27 protein-coding genes are annotated in these 24,361 nt (G+C 70.1%); 8 read left to right on the forward strand and 19 right to left on the reverse strand.

The features are described from left to right. Nucleotides 1-11: 11 nt before the first annotated feature. From MQC88_RS04680 to MQC88_RS04705, 6 genes are all read right to left on the reverse strand, one after another. Complete coding sequence (locus MQC88_RS04680) at nucleotides 12-1,694, reverse strand: ABC1 kinase family protein (RefSeq protein ID WP_243319467.1); 1,683 nt, start codon at nucleotides 1,692-1,694, stop codon at nucleotides 12-14. 134 nt (nucleotides 1,695-1,828) lie between these two features. Beyond that, entirely contained in the window at nucleotides 1,829-2,503 is a 675-nt protein-coding gene (locus MQC88_RS04685; RefSeq protein WP_243319469.1) for a glutathione S-transferase family protein, read from the reverse strand. Between the two features lie 67 nt (nucleotides 2,504-2,570). Then, nucleotides 2,571-3,020 (reverse strand): carboxymuconolactone decarboxylase family protein, encoded by a 450-nt coding sequence (locus tag MQC88_RS04690; RefSeq protein WP_243319472.1) that lies wholly within the window; start codon nucleotides 3,018-3,020, stop codon nucleotides 2,571-2,573. An 88-nt stretch (nucleotides 3,021-3,108) separates the two neighbouring features. Further along, nucleotides 3,109-4,014, reverse strand: coding sequence for an RNA polymerase sigma-70 factor (locus MQC88_RS04695; RefSeq protein WP_243319475.1), 906 nt, complete (start codon nucleotides 4,012-4,014; stop codon nucleotides 3,109-3,111). A 122-nt stretch (nucleotides 4,015-4,136) separates the two neighbouring features. Then, on the reverse strand, nucleotides 4,137-4,850 hold the full coding sequence (locus MQC88_RS04700; protein WP_243319477.1) for a hypothetical protein: 714 nt from the start codon (nucleotides 4,848-4,850) through the stop codon (nucleotides 4,137-4,139). Between the two features lie 124 nt (nucleotides 4,851-4,974). Next, a complete protein-coding gene (locus MQC88_RS04705; RefSeq protein ID WP_243319478.1) occupies nucleotides 4,975-5,244 on the reverse strand; it encodes a hypothetical protein in 270 nt (89 codons plus the stop codon). Between the two features lie 166 nt (nucleotides 5,245-5,410). Here MQC88_RS04705 and MQC88_RS04710 point away from each other — a divergent pair, with 166 nt between their 5' ends. Both MQC88_RS04710 and MQC88_RS04715 read left to right on the forward strand, forming a co-directional pair. Continuing rightward, a complete protein-coding gene (locus tag MQC88_RS04710) occupies nucleotides 5,411-6,067 on the forward strand; it encodes an NAD-dependent epimerase/dehydratase family protein (RefSeq protein ID WP_243319480.1) in 657 nt (218 codons plus the stop codon). Between the two features lie 119 nt (nucleotides 6,068-6,186). Then, nucleotides 6,187-6,552, forward strand: a complete 366-nt coding sequence (locus MQC88_RS04715; RefSeq protein WP_243319482.1) for a DUF1428 domain-containing protein — start codon at nucleotides 6,187-6,189, stop codon at nucleotides 6,550-6,552. Nucleotides 6,553-6,586: 34 nt separating this feature from the next. Here MQC88_RS04715 and MQC88_RS04720 read toward each other — a convergent pair whose 3' ends face one another. From MQC88_RS04720 to MQC88_RS04745, 6 genes are all read right to left on the reverse strand, one after another. Continuing rightward, complete coding sequence (locus MQC88_RS04720; RefSeq protein ID WP_243319484.1) at nucleotides 6,587-6,805, reverse strand: polyprenyl synthetase; 219 nt, start codon at nucleotides 6,803-6,805, stop codon at nucleotides 6,587-6,589. Nucleotides 6,806-6,855: 50 nt separating this feature from the next. Then, on the reverse strand, nucleotides 6,856-7,461 hold the full coding sequence (locus tag MQC88_RS04725) for a DUF1294 domain-containing protein (protein WP_243319486.1): 606 nt from the start codon (nucleotides 7,459-7,461) through the stop codon (nucleotides 6,856-6,858). Between the two features lie 37 nt (nucleotides 7,462-7,498). Further along, nucleotides 7,499-8,080 carry a TMEM175 family protein gene (locus MQC88_RS04730; RefSeq protein WP_243319487.1) on the reverse strand — a complete coding sequence of 194 codons (582 nt, stop codon included), beginning with the start codon at nucleotides 8,078-8,080 and terminating at the stop codon, nucleotides 7,499-7,501. A 43-nt stretch (nucleotides 8,081-8,123) separates the two neighbouring features. Further along, nucleotides 8,124-8,633 (reverse strand): hypothetical protein, encoded by a 510-nt coding sequence (locus tag MQC88_RS04735; protein ID WP_243319490.1) that lies wholly within the window; start codon nucleotides 8,631-8,633, stop codon nucleotides 8,124-8,126. Nucleotides 8,634-8,737: 104 nt separating this feature from the next. Then, complete coding sequence (gene hutU / locus MQC88_RS04740; protein WP_243319492.1) at nucleotides 8,738-10,402, reverse strand: urocanate hydratase; 1,665 nt, start codon at nucleotides 10,400-10,402, stop codon at nucleotides 8,738-8,740. Nucleotides 10,403-10,504: 102 nt separating this feature from the next. After that, nucleotides 10,505-11,197, reverse strand: coding sequence for an FMN-dependent NADH-azoreductase (locus MQC88_RS04745; protein WP_243319494.1), 693 nt, complete (start codon nucleotides 11,195-11,197; stop codon nucleotides 10,505-10,507). 96 nt (nucleotides 11,198-11,293) lie between these two features. Here MQC88_RS04745 and MQC88_RS04750 point away from each other — a divergent pair, with 96 nt between their 5' ends. Beyond that, nucleotides 11,294-12,196: a LysR substrate-binding domain-containing protein gene (locus MQC88_RS04750; RefSeq protein WP_243319496.1), complete on the forward strand. Its 903-nt coding sequence runs from the start codon at nucleotides 11,294-11,296 to the stop codon at nucleotides 12,194-12,196. Between the two features lie 9 nt (nucleotides 12,197-12,205). On the opposite strand, the gene MQC88_RS04755 is transcribed toward MQC88_RS04750, so the two are convergent. After that, nucleotides 12,206-13,114: a LysR family transcriptional regulator gene (locus MQC88_RS04755; protein WP_243319497.1), complete on the reverse strand. Its 909-nt coding sequence runs from the start codon at nucleotides 13,112-13,114 to the stop codon at nucleotides 12,206-12,208. A 97-nt stretch (nucleotides 13,115-13,211) separates the two neighbouring features. Here MQC88_RS04755 and MQC88_RS04760 point away from each other — a divergent pair, with 97 nt between their 5' ends. Together MQC88_RS04760 and MQC88_RS04765 are read left to right on the forward strand one after the other, a co-directional pair. Continuing rightward, nucleotides 13,212-14,243, forward strand: a complete 1,032-nt coding sequence (locus tag MQC88_RS04760; RefSeq protein WP_243319499.1) for an aldo/keto reductase — start codon at nucleotides 13,212-13,214, stop codon at nucleotides 14,241-14,243. Nucleotides 14,244-14,459: 216 nt separating this feature from the next. Beyond that, a complete protein-coding gene (locus tag MQC88_RS04765) occupies nucleotides 14,460-15,332 on the forward strand; it encodes a class I SAM-dependent methyltransferase (protein WP_243319501.1) in 873 nt (290 codons plus the stop codon). Between the two features lie 62 nt (nucleotides 15,333-15,394). Here the strand turns inward: MQC88_RS04765 and MQC88_RS04770 are convergent, their stop codons facing one another. Next, nucleotides 15,395-15,976 carry a YybH family protein gene (locus tag MQC88_RS04770; protein ID WP_243319503.1) on the reverse strand — a complete coding sequence of 194 codons (582 nt, stop codon included), beginning with the start codon at nucleotides 15,974-15,976 and terminating at the stop codon, nucleotides 15,395-15,397. Nucleotides 15,977-16,102: 126 nt separating this feature from the next. Here MQC88_RS04770 and MQC88_RS04775 point away from each other — a divergent pair, with 126 nt between their 5' ends. After that, nucleotides 16,103-17,344: an alkaline phosphatase family protein gene (locus MQC88_RS04775; protein ID WP_243319506.1), complete on the forward strand. Its 1,242-nt coding sequence runs from the start codon at nucleotides 16,103-16,105 to the stop codon at nucleotides 17,342-17,344. Nucleotides 17,345-17,492: 148 nt separating this feature from the next. On the opposite strand, the gene MQC88_RS04780 is transcribed toward MQC88_RS04775, so the two are convergent. Then, nucleotides 17,493-18,869, reverse strand: a complete 1,377-nt coding sequence (locus MQC88_RS04780; RefSeq protein WP_243319508.1) for a formimidoylglutamate deiminase — start codon at nucleotides 18,867-18,869, stop codon at nucleotides 17,493-17,495. Nucleotides 18,870-18,918: 49 nt separating this feature from the next. Here MQC88_RS04780 and MQC88_RS04785 point away from each other — a divergent pair, with 49 nt between their 5' ends. Continuing rightward, nucleotides 18,919-20,244, forward strand: a complete 1,326-nt coding sequence (locus MQC88_RS04785) for a chloride channel protein (protein ID WP_243319510.1) — start codon at nucleotides 18,919-18,921, stop codon at nucleotides 20,242-20,244. After that, nucleotides 20,241-21,491, forward strand: a complete 1,251-nt coding sequence (hutI, locus tag MQC88_RS04790; protein WP_243319512.1) for an imidazolonepropionase — start codon at nucleotides 20,241-20,243, stop codon at nucleotides 21,489-21,491. The genes MQC88_RS04785 and hutI overlap by 4 nt, the downstream gene beginning before the upstream one ends. A gap of 85 nt (nucleotides 21,492-21,576) precedes the next feature. Here hutI and MQC88_RS04795 read toward each other — a convergent pair whose 3' ends face one another. From MQC88_RS04795 to MQC88_RS04810, 4 genes are all read right to left on the reverse strand, one after another. Then, on the reverse strand, nucleotides 21,577-21,765 hold the full coding sequence (locus MQC88_RS04795; protein ID WP_243319514.1) for a 30S ribosomal protein THX: 189 nt from the start codon (nucleotides 21,763-21,765) through the stop codon (nucleotides 21,577-21,579). 342 nt (nucleotides 21,766-22,107) lie between these two features. Next, nucleotides 22,108-22,542, reverse strand: a complete 435-nt coding sequence (locus tag MQC88_RS04800) for a MerC domain-containing protein (protein WP_243319516.1) — start codon at nucleotides 22,540-22,542, stop codon at nucleotides 22,108-22,110. A 50-nt stretch (nucleotides 22,543-22,592) separates the two neighbouring features. Further along, complete coding sequence (locus MQC88_RS04805; protein ID WP_243319518.1) at nucleotides 22,593-23,414, reverse strand: metal ABC transporter permease; 822 nt, start codon at nucleotides 23,412-23,414, stop codon at nucleotides 22,593-22,595. Continuing rightward, the gene (locus tag MQC88_RS04810) at nucleotides 23,411-24,319 is read right to left on the reverse strand and encodes a metal ABC transporter substrate-binding protein (protein ID WP_243319519.1); all 909 of its coding nucleotides are present in this window, start codon (nucleotides 24,317-24,319) and stop codon (nucleotides 23,411-23,413) included. The genes MQC88_RS04805 and MQC88_RS04810 overlap by 4 nt, the downstream gene beginning before the upstream one ends. Nucleotides 24,320-24,361 lie beyond the last annotated feature (42 nt).

Genomic DNA, 24,361 nt, shown 5'->3' on the forward strand with positions numbered 1-24,361 from the left:
GCCACGTAGCGTCAGCGCCCGCCGCCGCTGCGCCAGATCGAGTACAGCAGCCAGAAACTGCCCAGCATCGCGCCGACGAACCCGAGCAGGCCGAAGAACGGCAGCCCGAGGAACGTCGGTCCGCCGGGCACCGTCATCACGATCGAGGAGCCGACGATCAACGCTGCGACCAGCGCGGACATCGCCAGCCGGTTGGCCGAATGCTCGACCCGCTGCCCGAACTTCTCCAGGCGCTCGACGTCAAGGTTGACGTTCATGCGACCGCGCCGCGCCTCGCGCAGGAGGTGCCGCAGTTCCGTCGGCAGCGAAGACAGCAGGCCGAGCGTGTCGCCGACGGCGCGGCGGCCGCGCCGCGCGAGCGCACGCGGCGAATAGCGGGCCAGCATTGCCCGCTGCAGGAAGGGCGCCGCCTCGCTGGCCATGTCGAAGTCCGGATCGAACCTGCGGCCGATGCCTTCCAGCGTGACCAGCACCTTCACCATCATCGCCAGGTCAGGCGGCAGCGCCACGCGGTGCTCGCGCAGCAGGCCGGTGATCTCGCCAATCATCGTGCCCAGGTGCAGCTCCTTCAGCGGCACGCCGTGGTAGCGGTCGATGAACGCCTCCACCTGCTGGGTGAGCGCATCGGCGTCGACGCGGTCATCGACCGCCCAGTCCAGCAGCACCTCGGCGACGGGGCCGGGATCGCGGCGCACCAGCGCATCCAGCAGTTCCACCATCTGCCCGCGACGCACGTCCGACAGCCGTCCCACCATGCCGTAATCGATCAGCGCGAGGCGGTCGCCGGGCAGCCAGAACACGTTGCCCGGATGCGGGTCGGCGTGAAAGAAGCCGTCGATGAACAGCATCCTGAGCTCGACCTGCGCACCGAGCCGCGCGATGCCGGGGCAGTTGCCGCCGGCGGCCTGGATCGCCGCCAGGTCCGACAGCGGGATCCCGTCGACGAACTGCTGCACGTTGATGCGCTCGCCGGTCCACTGCCAGTGGACCGCGGGGACCACCAGTGCCGGCTCGTCGGCGAACGCGGCGGCGATGCGCTCGGCATGCCGGCATTCGGCGGCTAGGTCCATCTCCAGCCCCAGCGACGACTGCAACTGCCGCACCAATGCCCGCGGCTGGTAGCGCGCGAGCTCCAGCGACTCGGATTCGATGCTGGCCGCGAGCCGCTGCAGCAGGCGCATGTCCGCGTCGACCAGCGGCTTGATGCCCGGCCGGCGCACCTTCACCGCCACGGTGCTGCCGTCGTGCAATTGCGCGCGGTACACCTGTGCGATCGAGGCGGCCGCAATGGGCTCGGGATCGAACGCCGCGAACACCTGCTCCGGCGGCGCGCCGAGGTCGGCTTTCAGTTGCTCGCGGACCTGCGCGAACGGCACCGCAGGCACGCGATTCTGCAGCTTCTCGAACTCGGCGATCCATTCCGGCGCGAACAGGTCCACGCGCGTGGCCAGCACCTGGCCGAGCTTGACGAAACACGGGCCCATCTCTTCCATGGCGCGGCGCACGCGCTCCGGTGGCGGCAGCGCCACCAGGTCGTTGATGCGCTCGAGCGACACCACCCTGCCGGCGCGTTCCAGCAACCGGGCCAGGCCCAGGCGCCGGATCAGTTCGCCGAAGCCGTAGCGCGCCAGCACCGACGCCAGTTCGTGCAAGCGACCCAAGTCGCGGGTGGCGGACAGGGTTTCCCAGAGCATCGCGCGTGGCCTCGCCGGGACGACCCGTGCACTGTAGGGCCAATCCCGGGCCGCGTGTTCGAGCCTTTCGCGACCGCTTCCCCGCTGCGCGCGTGGACGCGCCAGCGGTGCGATGCGTCGCGGCAGCGCGGCGTTCAGATGGCGACGAATTCCTTCCCGGCCAGCGACGCCACGAAGCCTTCGTGCGCGGCGTGGACCCCGGCCCAATGCGGCAGCGCCTTCATGCGCCCGACCCAGGCGCGGATGTTCGGGTAGTCCGCGAACGTGCAGCCCACCAGCTCGCCCATGACCACCATCTCCACGCCCACGTAGTCGGCCAGCGTGATGCGGTCGCCGCAGAGGAAAGCGTTGCCGCGGCCGAGGAAATGCGATTCGAGCAGGTCGAGCCAGCGCTTCGAGCGCGCGCAGCCCCAATCGATGGTGGCGGCATGCGCCTCGTCGGTGCGGCGCCTGTGGTGCGGGAACAACTGCGGATAGACCAGCCCGTAGCCAAAATCCTTGTAGTAGTTGCCGTAGAACCAGGACAACGCCTCGTCCACCCGCGCCCGCGCCTGCAGGTCCGCCGGATAGGCGTCCGAGCCGGTCTTGCCTGCCAGGTAGCGCAGGATCGCCCCGCTCTCGGTCAGCACGAAGCCGTCGTCGTCCAGCACCGGCACCAGGGCGTTGGGGTTCACCGCCTTGTACTCGGGCGCGTGGTGCGCGCCCGCCATCAGGTCGACCAGCACCAAGTCCAGCGCGATGCCCTCCTGCGCGGCGAACAGCATGACCATGCGGCTGACGGTGGAGGCGGGGTGGTAGTAGAGCTTCATGGTGCGCCTGGAAGGGTGCTGGGAAGGAGCGGGAATGGTAGCGCCGGGCTGACCCAGGGAGCAGGCCTCAGGCGTCGGGTAAGGCCTTGCCGAGGCCGACGTTGAGCATGTTCCAGGCGCGGATCGCGGCGACCGCGAAGGTGAGCTCCGCCAGTTCGCGCTCGTTGAAGTGTTCGCGCGCGGCCGCAAGCGCATCCTCCGGCAGCCGCTGGGCGCCGATCTCGTTCAGCGCTTCGGCCCAGGCCAGCGTCGCGCGTTCGCGCGCGTCGAACAGCGGGCACTCGCGCCACGCCGCCAGCGTGTCGAGCTTCTGCTGCTCCACGCCCATCTGCCGCAACAGCTTGGCGTGCATGTCCAGGCAGAACATGCAGCCGTTGACCTGCGAGATGCGCAGGGACATCAGTTCGATCAGCTGCGGCCCCAGCGCGCCCTTGTGCAGGTGCTGGCTCAGCTGCAGCAGGTACTGGAAGGCCTCGGGGGCATGGGCGGTGTAGTCGAGCTTGGCAATGGCATTCATCGTCTTCTCCATGGCGGCCACCGTGGCCGCGCTCATGGACAAGGACGATGCCGGGCACTGCTTCGTGACACCTGCCGCGGATGCGCGCTCAGTTGTGCGCGCGCAGCTTGTCCGGGTTGACCACCGACAGCACCTGGGTGATGCGGTCGCCTTCCGCGCCCGACTCGATGGTGATCGTGCTGATCGAATGCAGCCGGCCGTCGTGGAAGCGCAGCATGGCCGGCTCGCCATTGACCGAGCCGATGCGCAGCTCCACCTGCAACGGCAGCATCCGCAGCCGACGCGCCAGTGCCCAGTACAGGCGTCCGATGCGCTCGGCGCCATGCAGGGGGCGCAGCGCGGCGAGGGCCTTGCCGCCGCCGTCGGATACCAGGCGCGCATTGGCGGCGAGCAGCCCGGCAATCCCTTCGCGGTCGCCTTGCTGCACCGCATGCATGAAACGCTCGAGCAGTGCGCGATGGCGGTCCGGCGTCACCGTGAAGCGCGGGCGTCCGGCCTGCAGGCGCGTGCGCGCGCGATGCACCATCTGCCGGCAGTTCGCCTCGCCCTGCCCCAGCAGTTCCGCGATCCGCGCGTAGTCGTAGTCGAACACCTCCTTGAGCAGGAAGGCGGCGCGCTCCTCCGGCCCCAGCTTCTCCAGCAGGGCGAGAAAGGCGATCGAGACCTGGCTGGACACGTCGGCCAGCTGCTCCGGCCCGGGCGCCTCGTCGATGCTCAGCGGCTCCGGCAGCCAGGGACCCGGGTAGGCGCTGCGCTCCGTGCGCGCCGATCGCAGCCTGTCGATGCCCAGCCGCGTGGTCGCCGCCACCAGCCAGGCTTCCAGGTCGCGGATCGCCGAGCGGTTGGCCTGGTGCCAGCGCAGCCACGCCTCCTGCACCAGGTCCTCCGCATCGGCACGGCTGCCGAGCAGGCGGTAGGCCAGGCCCATGAGCCGCGGGCGCAGGGCCTCAAAGGGCGCTTCGCCGGCGGTGGAAGCGGGAAATTGCTCGTTCATGCCACCAGGACGGACGAAGGCGCCGGCGCGTGACATCCAGGGACGGGCGCGGGAATCATGCCGGGCGGCACATTCTCCCCACGGGCCGCGACTCAACCTGGCCCCGTTCCTTCGATGCGCTGCTACAGGTTGCGCCCCGCCCCCTGCCTTTCGTCAGCACGTTCCGCGGCCGCGCGATTCTGCACGAACTGCGGGAAGGTCTCCGCCAGAGGCATCACATCCGGCAGGATGTAGAACACCCCGCCCCGCTCGAACGTCGGGCGCATGATCTGCTCGTAAAACACGGGCGCGACGTTGATGCAGCCATGGGTGATGCGGTTGTCGTCGGGCGTGGGCGATGCAAGGCGTTCGACCCGTCGCTCGGACGGGACGCCGGTCGCGGTCGGGTGGATCGATACCGCGGAATCGTAGTCCACCCACAGCACGCGCCCGGCATCCCTTGACGGGCCGAAGCCGCCGACGAAACGACCGGCAGGGGTGGTGCGATCCCGACCCGGGATCTCGCGAAGCGCGAGGCCGGCAACGCCGGGCGCCGAGTGATCGCCGACCGCCGAGCCGAAGAGCCCGGGTGCGGCGCCCAGCAGCCGGCCGTCCCCCCCGAACACGAGGATCTGTGCAGCGGCCTTGTCGATGATCGCGAACGGGTAGCCTTCGCTGTCCCTGGCTGCGACGACCCAGCCCGCGAGCTCGATCACCGTCTTCGACACTTCCTGGCCTGGCGGAAGCGCGTCCATGGCGGCCACCGGTTGCGCGCTGGCTTCCCCGGCGTTGGCCACGCCAGGGCCTGCAAACGCCAGCGTCAATACCAGCGTGCAACAGGAAGCGGCCCGGATCATTGGATGGATGCAGGTGCGGATGGGAAGGCTCCCTGGAACCAGATCGAGCAAGGAAGGGAAACCGGCGGCCAGCAACGGCCACCGGGTCCCGGGTTCAAACCGCTCGCCACAGATACAAGCGCAATCAACCGCGCGGCACGCGGCCCGGTGCCGTTTCGAGCCGCTGGACGCGACCTTCCAGCGAATCCAGCCGCTGGTTGGCCTGCTGGGCGGCCTGGTTGGCCGATTCGGCGCTCTGGGCGGCGCTCTGCACCTGGGTGTCGAGCTGGTCGAGGCGCGAGTTGACGCGTGCGAAATCGTCGTCATAGGTGGCGCAACTGGCGAGACCCATGGCGACGACGATCGCCACTGCGAGCGTACGCGCCGACGTCAGATGTTGCTTGTTCGGAAACATTGCACTCCTCCTTCGTGTGGGGCCCCGGAAATATAGCGGCTTTCCTGCCGGAGCCATGACCCCTTTTCAGTTGACGTTGGCTTACGTCGACGGATTGTGAAGATGCGTCAACTCGCGCCCGCCACCCGTGTTGTAGCCTTGCAAGGTCGCGCTACCGGAGATCGCCGTGCGCATCCTCCTCACCGGCGCCACCGGACTGGTTGGCCAGGGCGTGCTGCGCGAATGCCTGCGCGCCGCCGACGTCACGCATGTCGCGGCCCTGGGCAGGCACCCGAGCGGCCAGGCCGACCCGAAACTCGAGGACGTCGTGGTACGGGACTTCGCCGACCTGCACGCGGTCGAGGACCGCCTGCATCCGTTCGATGCCTGCCTGTACTGCGCCGGCACGCTGCCGCTGGGCATGACCGAGGCCGACTACCGCCACGTCACCGTGGACCTGACGCTCAACGTGGCGCGCACCCTGGCGCGCCTCAACCCGGCCCTGACCTTCGTCTACATCTCGGGCGCAGCCTCCAATCCCGGCAGCCACCTGATGCCGCTGCGCGTGAAGGGCGAGGCCGAGCGCGCCCTGGCCGACTTGCCCTTCCGCACGGTGATGCTGCGCCCCGGCGCGGTCCAGCCCGTCGAAGGCGTGCGCTCCCCGCACACCGGGCTGGCGTTGATGTACGCCGTCACCGGCCCGTTCATGGGCCTGGGCGTGCGGCTGCTGCCGCAAGCCATGACCACCACCGCGCGCATCGGCCGCGCGATGCTGGCGCTGCTGCGCCAGGAAAATCCGCCCGCGGTGGTGGAAAACGCGGAGATCAACCGGCTGGGTGGCTGAAAGCAGGTCGGAGCTGTGCACCCAGGGAGAGAAATGGACCCTGACCCCTTTTCCCCCGTGTCGATTTCCCGCGCCCGCGTTCGTCGCACCAAGACCCCCGGCAACCAAGGAGAGCGCCCATGTCCTACATCGATGGTTTCGTCCTCGCCGTCCCCACCGCCAACAAGCAGAAGTTCATCGACCACGCCAACGAAGGCGACCCGATCTTCATCGAGTACGGCGCCACCCGCGTGCTGGAGTGCTGGGGCGACGATGTCCCCGCCGGCAAGCAGACCGACTTCCAGCGCGCCGTGCAGGCCACGGCGGACGAGACCGTGGTGTTCTCGTGGATCGAATGGCCCGACAAGGCCTCCCGCGACGCCGGCATGAAGAAGCTGATGGAAGACCCGCGGATGGACCCGGCGATCAACCCGATGCCGTTCGACGGCAAGCGGATGATCTTCGGCGGCTTCGCGCCGATCGTGGAAGTGGGCTCGCAGGGCTGACCGCGGCGGGCGTGCCGGTGTCCGCGCCGGCACGTCAGCGCTGCAATGCGGCCACGATTTCCGGCACGCCGAGCCCGAGTTCAAGTTGCAGGCGCACGTACTCGCGCTCCTTGCGGGACAGGCTGCGGCCCACCTCGATGCGCATGTCCTCCGCCTGCAGGATGCGCATGATCCGGGGCAATGCCGAACCGATGGCATCGGGGCCGTAGCCGGCTTCGCGGAGGGCGGCGCGGATGAGCGCTTCGACGTCCATGGACCCTCCAGGTGGATTACGAGACTCTTGCATTGTGGGCCATGGAACGCCTAAAGCAGCGCATCCGTGAGCGAACGCGCGACGCCGCTGTCGAGCAGCCAGGCCGCGATGGCGAGGTTGCCCAGTACGCTGCACCAGAACACGAACTGGAACGACGCCTTGACGGTCTTGTGCCGGAACCGCTGCTGCGCGATGAGCGCGCCCGGCCAGCCACCCAGCAGGTCGGCCAGGTGCAGCGAGTTCTCCGGGATGCGCTGGGCGTCGGCGCGGGCCGCCGACTTGTCCAGCGAATACATCAGGTACGACAACAGGCTGGCCAGCCCGTAGGCCACCGCCAGCAGCAACGGCAGCCACCCGAACGCGGCGCCGAGCCCGATGGCCAGCAGCGCGGCGCAACCCAGCAGCATGCGCGGGATCGGCAGCGGCGGCTTGCGGTGCTCGATCCGCTGCCCGGCGAACCGCACCTCGGTGGCATTGATGCGCCCGCGCGCGTCGCGCCCCGCGGTGTAGGAGATCAGGTCGCCGTCGACTGGCCGGCGCGAACCGAACTGGAACGCCTTGACGTGCACGAAGGCGCGATCGCCACCGCCGTTGGGCACCACGAAACCGTAGCCCTTGTCGTCGTTCCACCCGGAGATGCGGCCAACGAATCTCATCGCGAATCATTCCCCTGGATTCCGTACCCCGTTTTTCCTAGACATCCCGGTGCAGCGTGCCTTCGATGCGCCGGTCCGGTACCAGCCAGACGAGGGCGACGGCGACATACAGCGCCTCGGCGATCCAGGGCTGCCAGAAGCTCGCGGCGATGCCGGCGATGTAGGCCAGCGGCGACAGCTTGCCCTTCCAGTCGCCGCCGATCGCGCGCCTGAGCGTCGAGTCGGGGCCGTCGAGCGCGATGAGCTTCTGCTGCAACAGCCAGTACGCGATCGCCGCCATCAGCAACACCACGCCGTATGCGGCCGTGGGCGCCGCGGCGAAGTGATTCTCGCCCATCCAGGCGGTGGCGAACGGGAACAGCGACAGCCAGAACAGCAGGTGCAGGTTCGCCCACAGCGCCCCGCCGGACACGTGCCGCGCCGCCGCCAGCATGTGGTGGTGGTTGCTCCAGTAGATGCCCACGTACACGAAGCTCAGCACGTAGCTGAGCAGCACCGGCCACAGCGGCGCCAGCGCCGCGAACGTGGCCTCGTGCGGCACCTTAAGCTCCAGCACCATGATCGTGATGATGATGGCGATGACGCCGTCGCTGAATGCTTCCAGTCGGCTTTTGTTCATTGCAGGGTAAATGGTCCCGACAGCCTTTCCGGTGCTGACCTCATCACGGACGTCCGTACGTCGTCCGGGCAGCTTCCTTGACTTGTTCCTGGAATCTGCGTCGCTTCGCCCTTTCGCGTTCCAACTCTCCTGCGTTGGCAATAACGTTGGTCGCGAGGAATTCGCCCAGGCGCTTGCCATCTGCCTCCGTGGCCGCAAAGAAGGCATCACAGGCCGCCAGGCTGGCCTGGCACATCGTCCGCGTTTCCATCACGAGCGCGCCATCGCGCATCATCAGCACGCGCTTGATCGCCGCCGGATAGGCGGGGTCGCTGAATGGCGCGAAAGTCCAGATCGCCATGCCTGCATCGGCATCCGGCACGAAGTACCAGGTCCATCCACTTCCGTGCTGGAGTTCCTCCGCCTGCGGGTTGGCCCGCAGGTCACGCAACGCGGCACCGACGTCCGGATAGCCGATCGCCGGCCCGGGCACGGCAGACTTCTGCGCAAAAGCCACGCCGACGCCCAGCAGGCAGCAAAACAGCATTGACCGGCGCATGAGCTTCCCCGACATGTTGGGACCTACCGAGCGAAATACGTGCATGAACCCGCTGTCAGCAAATAGCCCTGACACCTTTTCCCGCTGCGGCTTCTCATTTCAGAACATTGGTTGGTGCCTCACACCATCGGCAACTTCAACCCCATCTCCCGCGCGCATGCCTTGGCGATCTCATAGCCCGCATCCGCATGCCGCATCACGCCGGTCCCTGGGTCGTTCCACAGCACGCGCGCAATGCGCTTGTCGGCTGCCTCGCTGCCGTCACACACGATCACGATGCCGCTGTGCTGCGAATACCCCATCCCCACGCCCCCACCATGGTGTAACGACACCCAGGTCGCGCCACCGGCCACGTTGAGCATCGCATTGAGCAGCGGCCAGTCGCTGATGGCGTCGCTGCCGTCCTGCATCGCTTCGGTTTCGCGGTTGGGGCTGGCAACGCTGCCGCTGTCGAGGTGGTCGCGGCCGATCACGATCGGAGCCTTGAGTTCGCCGTTGCGCACCATCTCGTTGAAGGCCAGGCCAAGCTTGTCGCGCAGACCCAGGCCGACCCAGCAGATGCGCGCGGGCAGGCCCTGGAAGCTGATGCGCTCGCGCGCCATGTCCAGCCAGTGGTGCAGGTGCTTGTCGTCGGGGATCAGTTCCTTGACCTTGGCGTCGGTCTTGTAGATGTCCTCGGGGTCGCCGGACAGCGCCACCCAGCGGAACGGGCCGATGCCCTTGCAGAACAGCGGGCGTACGTAGGCGGGGACGAAGCCGGGGAAGTCGAACGCGTTCGTGCAGCCCTCGTCGAAGGCCATCTGGCGGATGTTGTTGCCGTAGTCGAAGGTCGGGATGCCCTGCTGCTGGAACGCGAGCATGGCCTCGACGTGTACGCGCATCGACTTCTTCGCCGCGTCGCGCACGCGCTGCGGGTTGGCCTGCTGCACGGCCAGCCATTGTTCCACCGTCCAGCCGATCGGCAGGTAGCCGTGCACGGGATCGTGCGCGCTGGTCTGGTCGGTGACGGCGTCGGGGCGCACGCCGCGCCTGACGAGTTCGGGCAGGATTTCGGCGGCGTTGCCGAGCAGCGCGATCGACTTCGCCGCGCCGGCTTTCGTGTACTTGTCGATCCGGGCGAGCGCGTCGTCGAGGTCGGAGGCCTGCTCGTCGACGTAGCGGGTGCGCAGGCGCATGTCGATGCGCGACTGCTGGCATTCGATGTTGAGGCTGCAGGCGCCGGCCAGCGAGGCGGCCAGCGGCTGCGCGCCGCCCATGCCGCCGAGCCCGGCGGTGAGGATCCACTTGCCGGCGAGGTTGCCGCCGTGATGCTGGCGGCCCATCTCGACGAAGGTTTCGTAGGTGCCCTGCACGATGCCCTGGCTGCCGATGTAGATCCAGCTGCCGGCGGTCATCTGCCCGTACATCATCAGGCCCTTGGCATCGAGCTCGTTGAAGTGCTCCCAGGTGGCCCAGTGCGGCACCAGGTTGGAGTTGGCGATCAGCACGCGCGGGGCGTCGGCGTGGGTGGGGAAGATGCCGACCGGCTTGCCGGACTGCACCAGCAGGGTTTCGTCGTCGCCCAGGGTCTTCAGCGATTCGATGATCGCGTCGTAGCACTCCCAGTTGCGCGCGGCGCGACCAATGCCGCCGTAGACCACCAGCTCCGCGGGGTTCTCGGCAACGTCCGGGTCCAAGTTGTTCTGGAGCATTCGGAACGGAGCCTCGGTGAGCCAGGACTTGCAGCTGAGCTCGGGGCCGCGGGGGGCGCGGATCGTGCGGGTGGAATCTTTGCGGGTGGGCATTTCGCGGGCCGTGGTGCGTGGTGAGGCCCTGATTATGCCGGGGCGGCCCCTCGTCCGGCCGGTCGACCCACCTTCTGCCCGCGTGCGGGAAGAAGGGAAGGCTCAGGCGGCACGTCGCGCCGCGGCCAGGTTGGCCAGGCGGTGCACCAGTGCGTCGACCTCGGCCTCGGCGGCGGCAATGGAGGCCTGCAGGCGTTCGTCGGCGAATTCGTCGTACTCGATTGCGACGCGCTCGACCGCGTCGATGCCGATGTAGCGCAGTGGCGTGGCCACGCCCGCCTCGACGTGGTTGTCGGCGGCCAGCCGCTGCCCCGGCTCGTAGCCGTGGTCGCCGCGCGCGCTCAGCAGCACCAGGCGCTTGCCCTGCCCCGCGAGCAGCGGCCAGTACGGCTCGCCGGCGCGGCTGCGGTCGAACCCGAACGTGCGCCCGACGCGGACGACGTTGTCGATCCATGCCTTCAGCGTGGACGGCATGCCGAAGTTGTACATGGGCACGCCGATGACGATGAGGTCGGCTGCGATCAGTTCGTCGACGAGGGCGTCGCTTTCCGCGAGCGTGTCGCGCATCCATGGTTCGCGCTGCCCGGGTGGAGTGAACGCGGCATGCACCCACGCGCCGGTGACGGGAGTCGGCGGAGTGGCGGCGACATCCCGGCAGGTGACGGCATCCCGGGGTCGCAACGACTGCCAGCGGCGCACGAAGCGGGCCGAGAGGCGGCGCGTGTGCGCGCCGTGCGGCTGCTCGCCTGAGCGGCCCGGGCGGGCGCTGGAATCGATCTGCAGTAACCTGATCATGGCTCACCTGTGGGCGGACGGGAGCGACAGGTTCCCGGCCTGAAGTGCGGGTGTAAAGCGATCATTCCGCATCCGACGGATGCATTGGATTCATCCATGGACACGCGACGACTGCCGCCCCTCACCGCCCTGCGCGCCTTCGAAGCGGCCGCGCGCCACCTGAGCTTCAAGCACGCAGCGGGCGAGCTGTCGCTGACGCCGACCGCGATCAGCCACCAGGTCCGGCAACTGGAGGACGCCCTGGGCGTGCGGTTGTTCGTGCGCGGCACCCGCCGGGTGGATCTCACCCCGGCGGGACACGAGCTGTTCCCCGCGCTGCGCGACGGCTTCGACGCCATGGCGCGAGCCGTGCAGCGCGTGCGTCCCGGATCGCGCCAGCGCGCGATCGTGCTGAGCACGACGATGGCCTTCGCTTCCCGCTGGCTGCTGCCGCGGCTGGCGCGCTTCGCCGCGGCGCATCCGCACATCGCGCTGCATTTGCACACCAGCGACGCACCGGTGGACCTGCAGGGCGACGTCGCGCAACTGGCCATCCGCTACGGAGCGGGCCACCATGCCGGGCTGCTGTGCGCACCGCTGCTGCCTTCGCGCTTCGCCCCCGTGTGCGCGCCCGGGCTGGGCGTGCACGGCCCGCGGGACCTGGCACGGGTACCGCTGATCGGCTTCGACTGGTTCCGCCGCGAGGCGGCGACGCCGGATTGGCCGCTGTGGTTCGCGCGTGCCGGCTGCGCACCGCTGCCGCGCCAGTTGCAGTTCGCCGACGAAGTGCACGCCATCCAGGCGGCGATCGCCGGCCAGGGCGTGGCCATGGTCAACCTGGCACTGGTGGCCGATGCGCTCGACGCCGGCCAGCTGTGCCAGCCCTTCGGGCCCGAGTTGCCTGGACACGGGTTCCAGCTGGCGTGGGCGCAGGCGCGCGATGCCGATCCCGACATCGCCGTGGTGCGCGCGTGGCTGCTTGCGGAAGCGGCCGCGGAGAACGCACCGCCGGCGTCCTGACGCGCGCGCTCAGCCCCGCTCCCAGGGCGGCGTCCCGCCCAGCTTGCCGGTGAGGAAATCCACGAACGCCCGCACCCGGGGCGGCACCAGCCTGCGCTGCGGCATTACCGCATGGATACCGCTCTCCGGCAGCGGGTGCCCCGGAAGCACGCGCTGCAGGCGACCTGCGCGAAGGTCGTCGCAGACGTGCCAATACGAATGCCGGGCGATGCCGAGGCCCGCCACCGCCGCATCGCGCAACAGTTCGCCCTGGTTGCTCTCGATGCGCCCGGTGACGCGCACGGCGGTCTCCTCGCCGCCGCCATGGAAGCGCCAGGTGTCCTGCCGGCCCTGGTCGCCGACGAGCAGCAGGCAATCGTGGGCGGCCAGGTCGGCGGGCGACCGCGGCGTGCCGCGTCGCGCCAGGTAGGCGGGCGAGGCGCAGAGCACGTGGCGGTTGCTGGCGAGCTGACGCGCGACCAGGCGGGAGTCGTCGAGCGTCCCGATGCGGATGGCCACGTCGATGCCGGAGCGCACCAGGTCCACCCGGACGTCGCTCAGGTCCACGCTGACGCGCACCGCCGGATGCAGGTCGAGGAATTCCGGCAGCAACGGCGACACGTAGAGGCGGCCGAACGTGGACGGCATGGTGACGCGCAGCGTGCCGGCGACGCCGCTGCCGCTGCGGCGCAGGCCGTCGGCCAGCGCCTCCAGGTCCTCCACCAAACCGCGCCCCTGTTCGGCCAGCAGCAAGCCCTCGGGCGTGGGGTGCAACTGGCGGGTGGTGCGCTGCAGGAGGCGGACGCCGAGCTCGCGTTCGAGCCGCTTGAGCCGCTGGCTGGCCACGGCCACCGAGAGGTCCAGGTCGCGCGCGGCGGCGCTGATCGAACCCAGGTCCAGCACGCGCAGGAACAGCGCGATGTCGCCGATCCGGTCCATTTTCAATGTTCCGCTGAGAGTCCTTCCACAGTTGCACGGTTTCCGCAGAGGATGCAACGCACGAGACTGCGGGCCTTCCCTGATCCAAGGACTGCAGATGGAAACCCGCTTTCTCGGCGCATCCGGCTTCAAGGTCCCGGCGCTCGGCTTCGGCGCCGGCACCTTCGGCGGCAAGGGGCCGCTGTTCTCGGCCTGGGGCAACAGCGACGTCGCCGAGGCGACGCGCATGGTCGACCTGTGCCTCGAGGCCGGGGTGAACCTGTTCGACACGGCCGACGTCTACTCCGACGGGGCGTCGGAAACCATCCTCGGCGCTGCCGTCCGCGGCCGCCGCGACCAGGTCATCCTCTCCACCAAGCTGACGCTGCGCGCGGGCGATGGCGCCAACGATGTCGGCGCGTCGCGGCACCACCTGCTGCGCGGCGTGGAGCGCGCGCTCGCCAGGTTGGGCACGGACTACATCGACCTGCTGCAGCTGCACCACTTCGATGCGCGCACGCCGGTCGAGCAGGTGATGTCGACGCTCGACGAACTGGTGCGCGCCGGCAAGGTGCGCTACCTCGGCGCCTCCAACTTCTCCGGCTGGCAGCTGATGAAATCGCAGGCGGTCGCCGACCGCCACGGGCGCGAGCGCTTCGTCGCGCACCAGGCCTACTACTCGCTGGTCGGGCGCGACTACGAGTGGGAGCTGATGCCGCTGGCCGCGGACCAGGGCATCGGCGCCGTGGTGTGGAGTCCGCTCGGCTGGGGCCGGCTGACTGGCAGGATCCGGCGCGACCAGCCGTTGCCGGCCGGCAGCCGCCTGCACGACACCGCGGGCTTCGCGCCGCCGGTGGACGAGGAGCGCCTGTATCGCGTGGTCGACGCGCTGGAGGCGATCGCCGCCGACACCGGCAAGTCCGTTCCGCAGGTCGCGTTGAACTGGCTGCTGCAGCGGCCGACGGTCGCAACCGTACTGATCGGCGCGCGCAACGAGACCCAGTTGCGCGACAACCTCGGCGCGGTGGGCTGGTCGCTCGACGCAGACCAGATGCAGCGGCTCGACGACGCGAGCCGGACCACCCCGCCCTATCCCTACTACCCGTACTGGAACGGCCAGTTCAGCGAGCGCACGCCGCCGCTGGCGTGAGCTTGCCTGCGCCTGGCCTGCCCCTCTTCCGGGTACCCCACATGCCCTCGACCGAATGTTCCGTTTGCGATGACCTCGCGGCGCCCACGATGCCCGACACGGCGCACTGGCCGGCAGTCCTCCCTATCAGACCACCCTGGCCGACTGCCCGGGCAGTGTCCGAAGCCACCGCGACGCGCTAGATTGGCGCCCCCGTTCCATCTGCGAGGTGGTGCCATGAAATGGACTCTTGCCCTCGCCTTCGGACTGGCGCTCGCGCCGGCCGCGGCGCAGACCCCTGCCATCCCCGACTACGTCGCCAAGGCCGTCGCCGACCCGGCGCGCGGCGAGGACGCCAAGGCCGACGAGCGCCGCCACATCGGCGAGATCATGGCCTTCGCCGGGGTGAAGCCCGGCGACAAGGTGCTCGAACTGGTGCCGGGCAGCGGTTACTGGTCGCGCGTGTTCGCCAAGATCGTGGGGCCGCAGGGCCGCGTGTACGGCGCCGTGCCCGAGCCGATGAAGAAGTACTCCGACGAGACGATCACGCTGCCCGACAGCTACCCCAACGTCGAGGTGCTGGTGCAGCCCGCCGACGCGCTGGCGGCCCCGGCGCCGGTGGACGTGGTGTTCACCGTGCAGAACTACCACGACTACCCCGACAAGTTCATGGGCCCGACCGATCCGGCGATCCTCAACAAGGCGGTGTTCGCCGCGCTCAAGCCCGGCGGCACCTACATCGTCGTCGACCACGTCGCCGAGGCGGGTTCCGGCCTGCGCGACACCGACACCCTGCACCGCATCGATCCGGCGCTGGTGAAGCAGCAGGTGGAGGCGGCCGGCTTCGAATACGTCGGCGAAAGCGAGGTGCTGCGCAATCCGGCCGACACCCACAAGCTGAAGGTGTTCGACGACGCGATCCGCGGGCACACCGACCAGTTCGCCTACAAGTTCCGCAAGCCGATGGCCGCGCAGGATGCGCACGCAATGGACGACATGGACCACGCACACGACATGGACGGCGCCCACGACATGCACGACATGGCCGGCATGGAAGAGGCGAAGGACGCGGACGAAGCGCAGGATGCCGCACCGGCGAAGGACGACTAGCCCCGGCGCAGCGGGCGGACTGACGAAAAGCCCGGCGAATGCCGGGCTTTTCCGTTACTGCCTCATCTGGCCGAAGGCCCGCCCTGCAGCGGCGTGCAGGCTTTGGCCGCCGCCTTGAGCGCGGCGACTTCCGCCTCGCTCGCCGCGACCGCGACGTTGCCGCCACCGCCGTCGAACACCACCTGCCACCGGCCATCCTCGCCGCGCAGCCAGGTCGAGACGAAGCGGCCGATGCGGTAGCGGGTCGCGGACCCGGGCTTGTCGCCGGCAGCGGCCGGGATCTCCATCCAGTACGGGCCGCGCGACAACGCCAGCTTGCCGTCGGCGCCGACATCGACCGCGTCGGGATACCAGCGCAGCACCAGGCCCTTGCCGGCGATGATGCCGGCCCAGTCCGCGGCGATCGCGGCGGCGCCATGGGCAGGCGTGCCGTCGCCGCCGATGAACACCGCATCCGGATGCAGGTAGCCGGCGAAGGCGGCGGGATCGTGGTCGGCGACCGACTGGGCGAAGCCGCTTTCGCGCGCCCAGACGGTGCATCGCGCGTCGTCCGTGCCGGCCTGCGGCGGCACCGGTTCGACGGCGCCGGCAACCTGCGCGGCGCACAGCAGCGACAACAACAGCAACGAACGCGGCAAGGCCATGGCGCACTCCCGGAGGGACGCCAGCATGCCACCGGTTCGCAACCCTGCGACCGTGCTGGAAGCTGGGGACCGGGGAGCCGCCGCAGTTCGCCAGCAGTCGTCATGGTCGCGCCCTATGATCGACCGATGCATCCATCCCTCCGCTTCCTGTCGTGGCTGCTGGCGGCCCTGCTCTGCAGTTGCCAGTCCCTGCCGCCGCCCACTGCGGCCGTCCACCCGGTCCTGCTGGTGTCGATCGACGGCCTGCGCGCCGACGCCGTCGGCAGCGGCGCGATGCCGACGCTCGATGGCATCGCCGCCGCCGGCGTGCACGCGGACTGGATGAACCCCTCGTACCCGTCGCTGACCTTCCCCAACCACTACACGCTGGTGACCGGCCTGCGGCCGGACCACCACGGCATCGTCAACAACACCATGCGCGACGCGGTGCTGGGCAGGTTCTCGCTCAAGGACCGCGCCGCGGTCGAGGATCCGGGCTGGTGGGGCGGTGAACCGGCCTGGGTGACGCTGCAGAAGCACGGAGGCCGCGCGGCGACGATGTTCTGGCCAGGCTCGGAAGCGCCGATCGGCGGCATGCATCCGCGCGACTGGCGGCGCTTCGATGCCACGACCACCCCGGCCGAGCGCGTGGATACGGTGCTGGAGTGGCTCGAACGCCCGCTGCCGCAACGTCCGCGGCTGCTGACCCTGTATTTCGACCAGGTGGACCACGAAGGGCATGCGTACGGCCCGGGTTCGCCGCAGGCACGCGAGGCGATGTCACGGGTGGATGCAGCGCTTGCGCGGCTGCTTGCCGGACTGGAGGCGCGCGGACTCCGCGACCAGGTGGACCTGTTGCTGGTGTCCGACCACGGCATGGCGACGATGCCGCCGGGACAGCGCGACTACCTCGACGATTACCTGCGCGCTGGCGGCCTGGGCATCGATGCGATCGACGTGGTCAGCCGCGGCACCAGTGTCGGGATCGCGCCGCGCGCCGGCACGGAAACCGCGGTCGAGCAGGCACTGGTGGGGCGCCATCCGCATGCGCAGTGCTGGCGCAAGCGGGATGTTCCCGCCCGTTGGCATTACGGCACCCATCCGCGCGTGCCGCCGGTCGTGTGCCAGGCCGACGTCGGCTGGGACCTGACGGCCCGCGCCAGCCATCAGCGCAACACCACGGGCGGCGCGCACGGGTTCGCGCCGGAGGCGCCCGACATGCGCGCGGTGTTCATCGCCGACGGGCCGGGTTTCGCCGACGGCGTGGGCATGCGCGCGTTCGACAACGTGGACGTGTATCCGCTGCTGATGCGCCTGCTCGGAATTCCGGCGCAACCCAACGACGGCAATCCGCACACGTTCGACGCGGTGCTCGAAGACCGGCCCTGATGCTCCCGGCGGCAGCGCCGTCGGTCGCGAACGTGCCCCTGCCATCGCGATCACCGCGCGAAAGGTCGCGGCCCAATCCGTTTCCGCAGGTCCAGCGTGGCTTGGAGACGCCTGCCGGATGCCAGGCTGCGCCGCGGAACGCGGTCGCTCAGCCCAGCAGCCGCTGCATCGCATCGCGGTAGCGCGCGGCGGTGGCGTCGCGGTCCACGTGCCGGCCTTCGGCGACCACGCGCTTGCCGCCGACATGCACCTCGCGCACCAGGTTGCGGTTGCCGCTGAAGATCCAGCGATCGACCGCGTCGCCGCCGCCCACGCCGGCGAACTGCGGCGCATCGGTGTCGAGCACGATCCAGTCGGCGCAATGGCCGGCCTCGAGCTTGCCGATGGCCTGCCAGGTCGCGGCGCCGGCGCTGGCCAGGGTGCCGCGCAGCAGGGTCTCGCCGACGCTGTGCGAATCGCCGTCGACGGCGACGTTGCGGTGGCGGGTGGCCAGGCGCTGGCCGTATTCGAGCCAGCGCAGTTCCTCCACCGGGGACACCGAGATCTGCGAGTCCGAGCCGATGCCGAACGCGCCGCCGGCTTCGAGGTAGTCGCGCAGCGGGAACAGGCCGTCGCCGAGGTTGGCCTCGGTGGTCGGGCAGAGCGCGACCGTGGCGCCGCTGTGCGCAAGCCCCTGCACTTCGACGGCGTCCAGGTGGGTGGCATGCACCAGCGTCCAGCGCGCATCGACCTCGGCGTTGGCCAGCAGCCATTCCACCGGGCGCGCGCCGCGCAACGCGAGGCAGTCCTGCACCTCGCCGACCTGTTCGGCGATGTGGATGTGCAGCGGCATGTCGCGTGGCACCGCGGCCACGACTTCGCGCAATGCCTCGGGCGGCACCGCGCGCAGGCTGTGCAATGCGCAGCCGATGCGCAGGGCGTCGCCTTCGTCGGCGCACAGGTTGTCGATCAAGGCAAGGAATTCGTCGACGCCGTGGCCGAAGCGGCGCTGCCGCTCGCCCAGCGGGCGGCCGTCGAAACCGCCGCTCATGTACAGCACCGGCAGAAGGGTCAGGCGGATGCCAGTGTCGCGCGCGGCGCGGATCAAGGCGCGCGACATCGCCGCCGGGTCGGCGTAGCGGCTGCCGTCGGCCGCATGGTGCAGGTAATGGAATTCGCAGACCGTGGTGTAGCCGGCTTCCAGCATCTCGACGTACAGCTGCTCGGCGACGGCATGCAGCGAATCGGGATCGAAGCGCGCGGCCATCCGGTACATGGTTTCGCGCCAGGTCCAGAACGAATCGTGCGCGTCGCGCGGCGCGGCGCCGGCGGCGCCGTCGAGCGTGCGCCGTTCCGCCAGCCCCGCCATGGCGCGCTGGAATGCGTGCGAATGCAGGTTGGGGATGCCGGGGACGATCCAGCTGCCGCTGGCGGTCGGTTCGGCCCGCTCGCCCGCGCCGATGCGGCCATTGGCGTCGATGTCGAAGCCGGCGTCGCCGCGCCAGCCCGCGGGGGTCCACAACATCGCGGCGTCGATGGTCTGCATGCCGGCATTCTGCCCCAGTCATGCCGGACCCGCATGCGACAATGGCGCCATGGGAGTGCGCGAAACACCCGAAGCCGGACTGGACCTGCTGTCCGGCGAGAACTGGAAGCGCCGCGCCGCGCTGTGGGGCGGCGGCGCGGCCGTGGCCCTGGCCGCCATCGTGTTCGCCAAGGCCAGCGATGCCGCCTTCTCCGTGTTCCGCATGGTGCTCGCATATTCACCGCTGTGGTCGCTGCTGTTGACCCCGGCCGTGTTCGGCGGCCTCGCCTGGGCGACCACGCGCGGGCTGCAGGCCACTCGCGGCAGCGGCATCCCGCAGGTGATCGCATCGCTGGAAATGCCGCCGGACTGGGGCGAACGCCACCTGTCGCTGCGGGTGGCCGCGGCGAAGATGGCATTGACCATTTTCGGACTGCTCGGCGGCGCTTCGATCGGGCGCGAAGGCCCCACCGTGCACGTCGGCGCCGCGATCATGCGGGCCATCGGGCGCCGCTTCGGCTTCGCCGATCCCCGCCAGACGTCGCGTTTCCTGCTGGCCGGCGGCGCGGCCGGCATCGCCGCGGCCTTCAACACGCCCCTGGCCGGCGTCGTGTTCGCGATCGAGGAACTCAGCGGCACCTTCGAGCACCGGTTCTCGGGCACGCTGCTCACGGCGGTGATCGTCGGTGGCGTGGTCTCGCTCGGCGTGCTGGGCAGCTATACCTATTTCGGCAGCATGGATGCCGCCTTGCCGCTGGGCCAGGGCTGGCTCGCGGTGCTGGCCTGCGGCGCGCTGTGCGGCCTGGCCGGCGGCGGATTCAGCCGACTGCTGCTGGAGATCGTCGACGGCAAGCCACGCGCACTGGGGCTGCTGCGCAAGCGCCATCCGGTGGTGATGGCAATGGCCTGCGGCCTGGTCCTGGCCGGGCTCGGGGTAGTGTTCGGTGCCGGCGCCTTCGGAACCGGCTACGAACAGGCGCGCGGCCTGCTGCAGGGGCATGCCGGCGTCGGCCACGAGTTCGGGCTGGTCAAGCTCGCCGCGAACCTGGTGTCGTATGCCGCCGGCATCCCGGGCGGGCTGTTCTCGCCCGCGCTGGCGGTCGGCGCCGGCCTCGGCCACAACATCGCCGCCCTGTTGCCCGCAGCCGATCCGTCCGCGATCGTGTTGCTGGGCATGTGCGGCTACCTCGCAGGCGTCACCCAGGCGCCACTGACTTCGGCGGTGATCACGATGGAGATGACCGACAACAACGAAATGCTGCTGCCGATCCTGGCGACGGTGCTGATTGCGCGTGGCGCATCGGCGCTGCTGTGCCGGCAACCGGTCTACCGGGCACTGGCGTTGCGATTGCTGCCGGGCGCGACCGATCCCGCGCCCGGACAGGCGGCGCGATGACCCGGGCCTACGACGCAATCGCGATCGGCGCGAGCCTGGCGACGCTGGACGGCGACGGCGGCTACGGCGCGATCGAGGACGGCGCACTGGGCTGGCGCGACGGCCTGCTGGCCTATGTCGGCGCGCGCACCGGGCTGCGGGGCGACCCGGCGACGTTGGCCGGCGAGGTGGTCGCGCTCGACGGTGGCTGGATCACCCCGGGGCTGGTCGATTGCCATACCCACGCGGTGTTCGCCGGCGACCGTGCCGGCGAATTCGAGCTGCGCTTGCAGGGCGCCAGCTACGAGGAGGTCGCACGCGCCGGCGGCGGCATCCTTTCGACCGTGCGCGCGGTGCGCGCCGCCAGCGAGGACGAGTTGCTGGCGCAGTCGCTGCCGCGCGCGCGCGCGCTGCTGCGCGACGGCGCCACCACGCTGGAGATCAAGTCCGGCTACGGCCTGGACCTGCGCAACGAGCGCAAGATGTTGCGGGTCGCGCGCCGCATCGGCGACGAACTCGGGATCACGGTGCGCACGACCTACCTCGGCGCGCACGCGCTGCCGCCGGAATATACCGGCTCGGGGCAGGCCGGCTCGGAGCAGGCGGGCGACGCCAACGGCTACATCGCCGCGGCGGTGGAATGGCTGGTGGCCCTGCAGGCGGAAGGGCTGGTCGACGCGGTGGACGCGTTCTGCGAGGGCATCGGCTTCACGCCGGCGCAGACGCGGCGGATGTTCGAGGCTGCATCCGCACTCAAGCTGCCGGTGAAGCTGCACGCCGACCAGCTCAGCGATCTCGGCGGTGCCGGGCTGGTGGCGGAGTACCGCGGCCTCTCGGCCGACCACATCGAACACGCCAGCGAAGCCGGGGTGCGCGCGATGGCCGCCGCGGGCACGGTCGCGGTGCTGCTGCCGGGCGCCTTCCACGTGCTGCGCGAAACTAGGTTGCCGCCGCTGGAGTCGCTGCGCGCGCATGGCGTGCCGATGGCGGTGGCGACCGACTGCAACCCCGGCACGTCGCCGCTGTTGTCGCTGCGCCAGGCGATGCAGCTGGCGTGCACGCATTTCCGGCTGACGCCCGCGGAAGCGCTGCGCGGCGCGACGGTGCATGGCGCGCGCGCGCTGGGTCTTGCCGATCGCGGCATGCTGCGCGTGGGGATGCGCGCCGATTTCGTGCACTGGCGCGTCCGCCAGCCAGCCGAACTGTGCTACTGGCTCGGAGGAGACCTGGCCACGGCGGTGTTCGCAGGCGGCCAGCGGATCGCCTGACCCCGGCTTGCCGCGTGCCCGGAACGACGAAGCCCCGCAATGCGGGGCTTCGTTCAACGCTGCGCGGTATCCCGCGCCGGTCGGATTACTTGGCGGTGGTCTTCTTGGCCACGGCCTTCTTCGCCGGGGCCTTGGCCACCGACTTGGTCGCGGTCTTCTTCACCACCGGGGCGGACGGCGCGCCGGTCGCCTTGGCCACGCTGTGGGAACGCGCATTACCGTAGCTGGATTTGCTGCGCTTGCCCTTGGCGGTCTTGCTGTCGCCCTTGCCCATGTCGTGCTCCTGGAAATCGTGTCTTGGAAAATGGATCGCGACGCGCGCGAGGGCCGGGATTCTATCACGCAGACCTGCCGGCCCCGTTGCCGCAGCGTGCTGGAAGCAAGGGGGAAGGCTGGATCCGCCTGCCGCAACAGCGCCCGGCTCCGGCGGGTGCCGCCGGCCGACGGGCTGGGGGTGCTGCGCCCTCCTGACGACATCCTGTCTCTAAGTCGGGTCGCAGGCCATCCATGGCCTGCTCTCCGCACCCCCAGCCCGCCGGCCGGCGACACGGGCGAGATCAGGGATCCTGTCTTCGAAGAGTCCGCTCCGACTGCAAGCGGGACGCCGGGTGCTTTTTCAATGCACGCAACTGGCGTTATGCACGTGGACGCGGGTGAGCCGGAGGTTGGCCAGGTGCGCCAGGCCGACCATCGTGCCGCCGAAGGTCATCACGATTGCGTGCGGCAGCAGCGAGTGGTGCAGCGGCGCGTAGGCCACGCCGATCCACAGGGCCGCCAGACCGGGCAGCAGCATCCACAACGCGCGCACCGCGCGATGGCGGCGGTAGCCCCAGGCCAGGGTGAACACGCCCAGCAGGCTCGCGAACACCACGAAGCCTTCCTCGAAGCTCTCGCCCAGCCAGGTCGCGATCCCGAGCGACGGCAGCAGCGCGATCACGATCGGCAGCAGCGCGCAGTGGATCGCGCACAGCAGCGAGCCGGTCGCGCCGAGGCGATCGAGCAGCGGCGTCGGGTGGCGGAGCCTGGGCAAGGGGCGGACGGTGTCCTTCATTGCGTTACATTGTAACAGTCGCAATGTCGGGCCCCGTGTGAACGCCGCCATCAGCGCGCGCCATCGCCCAGCTCGAACACGCCGCCGGGCGCTGCGTGCGCCGGGTGCGAGCGCCTGACCGCCGGCAGCGCCTGCGCCAGCAGCGCGACGCCGGCCAGCGTCCAGACGATCATCGCCCCGCTCGGCAGGTCCAGCACCGCCGACAGCGCCAGCCCGGCGACATACCCCAGGATGCCGATCGCATAGGCGGCCCCGAGGCGGCCACGGCCGCGCATGCCGGCCGTCGCCAGGGCCGGCACGATCAGGCTGGCGAACACCAGGTAGACGCCGACCAACTGCACCGAGACGGTGATCGCCAGCGCGAACAGGCCGTAGAACCAGACCCCGGCCAGGCGCCCGCGTCGCCACCACAGCACGCCCAGCAACGCCGCCGACAGCAATGCCGGCAGCAACAACTGCGGATAGCCGACCCACAGGATCTGCCCGACCAGCAGGTCCTTGAGGTGCTCGCCGCCCTGCGGGTTGTTGGCCAGCAGCAGCAGGCCACCGGTCGCGGCCAGCACGAACAGGGTACCGATCAGCGGCTCCTGGTATTCGGGCCAGCGGCGATCGGTCCACGACAGCAGCCCGGCGCCGGCCAGCGCCGCGATCGCGGCCGCGACCTGCACGCCGAAGCCATGCTCGTCGATGCCCAGGTACTGCGCGAGGATCACCCCGAGCCCGGCGATCTGCGCGATCGCCAGGTCGATGAAGATGATCCCGCGCGACAGCACCTGCTTGCCCAACGGCACGTGCGTGGACAGCACGATCAGGCCGGCGACGCAGGCCGGCCCGAGGATCGCGATGTCCAGGCCCTGCCAGTGGAAGGTCACTTCGCCGCTCCCAGCAACTTGGCGATGGTCGAGTCGAACAGGCCGAACAGGTCCTTCGACTGCGCGTCGCCACCGACGCTGAACGGCAACGTCACTGCCGGTACCCCGGTGCGCTGGCTCAGCCAGTCCGCCGGCTTGGGATCCTGGTAGGCGGCGCGGACGATGGCCAGCGTGTCCGCGCTCTTCGTCGTCGCGACCAGCGCCGACAGGTGCGCCGCGGTCGGCGGCACCCCGGGCCGGGGTTCGAGCGCGCCGATCTCCTGCAGGCCGAGCCAATCCCACAGGTACACCCAGCTGATGTGGTGGACCACGACCTTGCGGCCCTTGAGCGGCGCGGCCTGCGCCTTCCACTTCACCATCGCGGCGAGCCAGCGCTGCTCGAAATCGGCGCCGCGCGCGTTGTAGGTCGCGGCGTTGGCGGGGTCGAGCCCGGCGAGGCGGTCAGCGAGCCGGCGCGCGACGATCAGCACGCGGCGCGGGTCCATCTGGATGTGCGGGTTGCCGTCCGGGTGCACGTCGCCGTTGGCGCGGTCGAGCGTGGTCGGCTTGCCCAGCGTCTTGACCTGCATTGCGGCCATGAACGAGCCGGCGCCCGACGCGATCCTGGTGTTCCCCGATTGCCGGATCAATTGCGGCAGCCAGCCGATCTCAAGCTGCGCGCCGGTGCACACGGCCAGGTCGGCGCTGCGCACCTTGGCGATCAGGCTCGGCTTGGCCTCGATCACGTGCACGTCCTGCAGCGCGGTGGTGGCGACGTCGAGATCCACCTTGTCGCCGGCAAGCTCGCGCACCAGGGCGCCCCATTCCGGCTCGCAGGCGAACACCTTCAGTTTCGCCTGCGCCGGTCCCGGTGCGGCGGCGAGGCCGGCGGCGAGCAACAGGGCTGGAATCGCAAACAGTTTCATGTGTCGTTTCCCTCGATGGGTGGCCGCTGGTTTCCCGGCCAG

This window comes from Cognatiluteimonas sedimenti, assembly GCF_022808325.1.
Taxonomy (GTDB): domain Bacteria; phylum Pseudomonadota; class Gammaproteobacteria; order Xanthomonadales; family Xanthomonadaceae; genus Cognatiluteimonas; species Cognatiluteimonas sedimenti.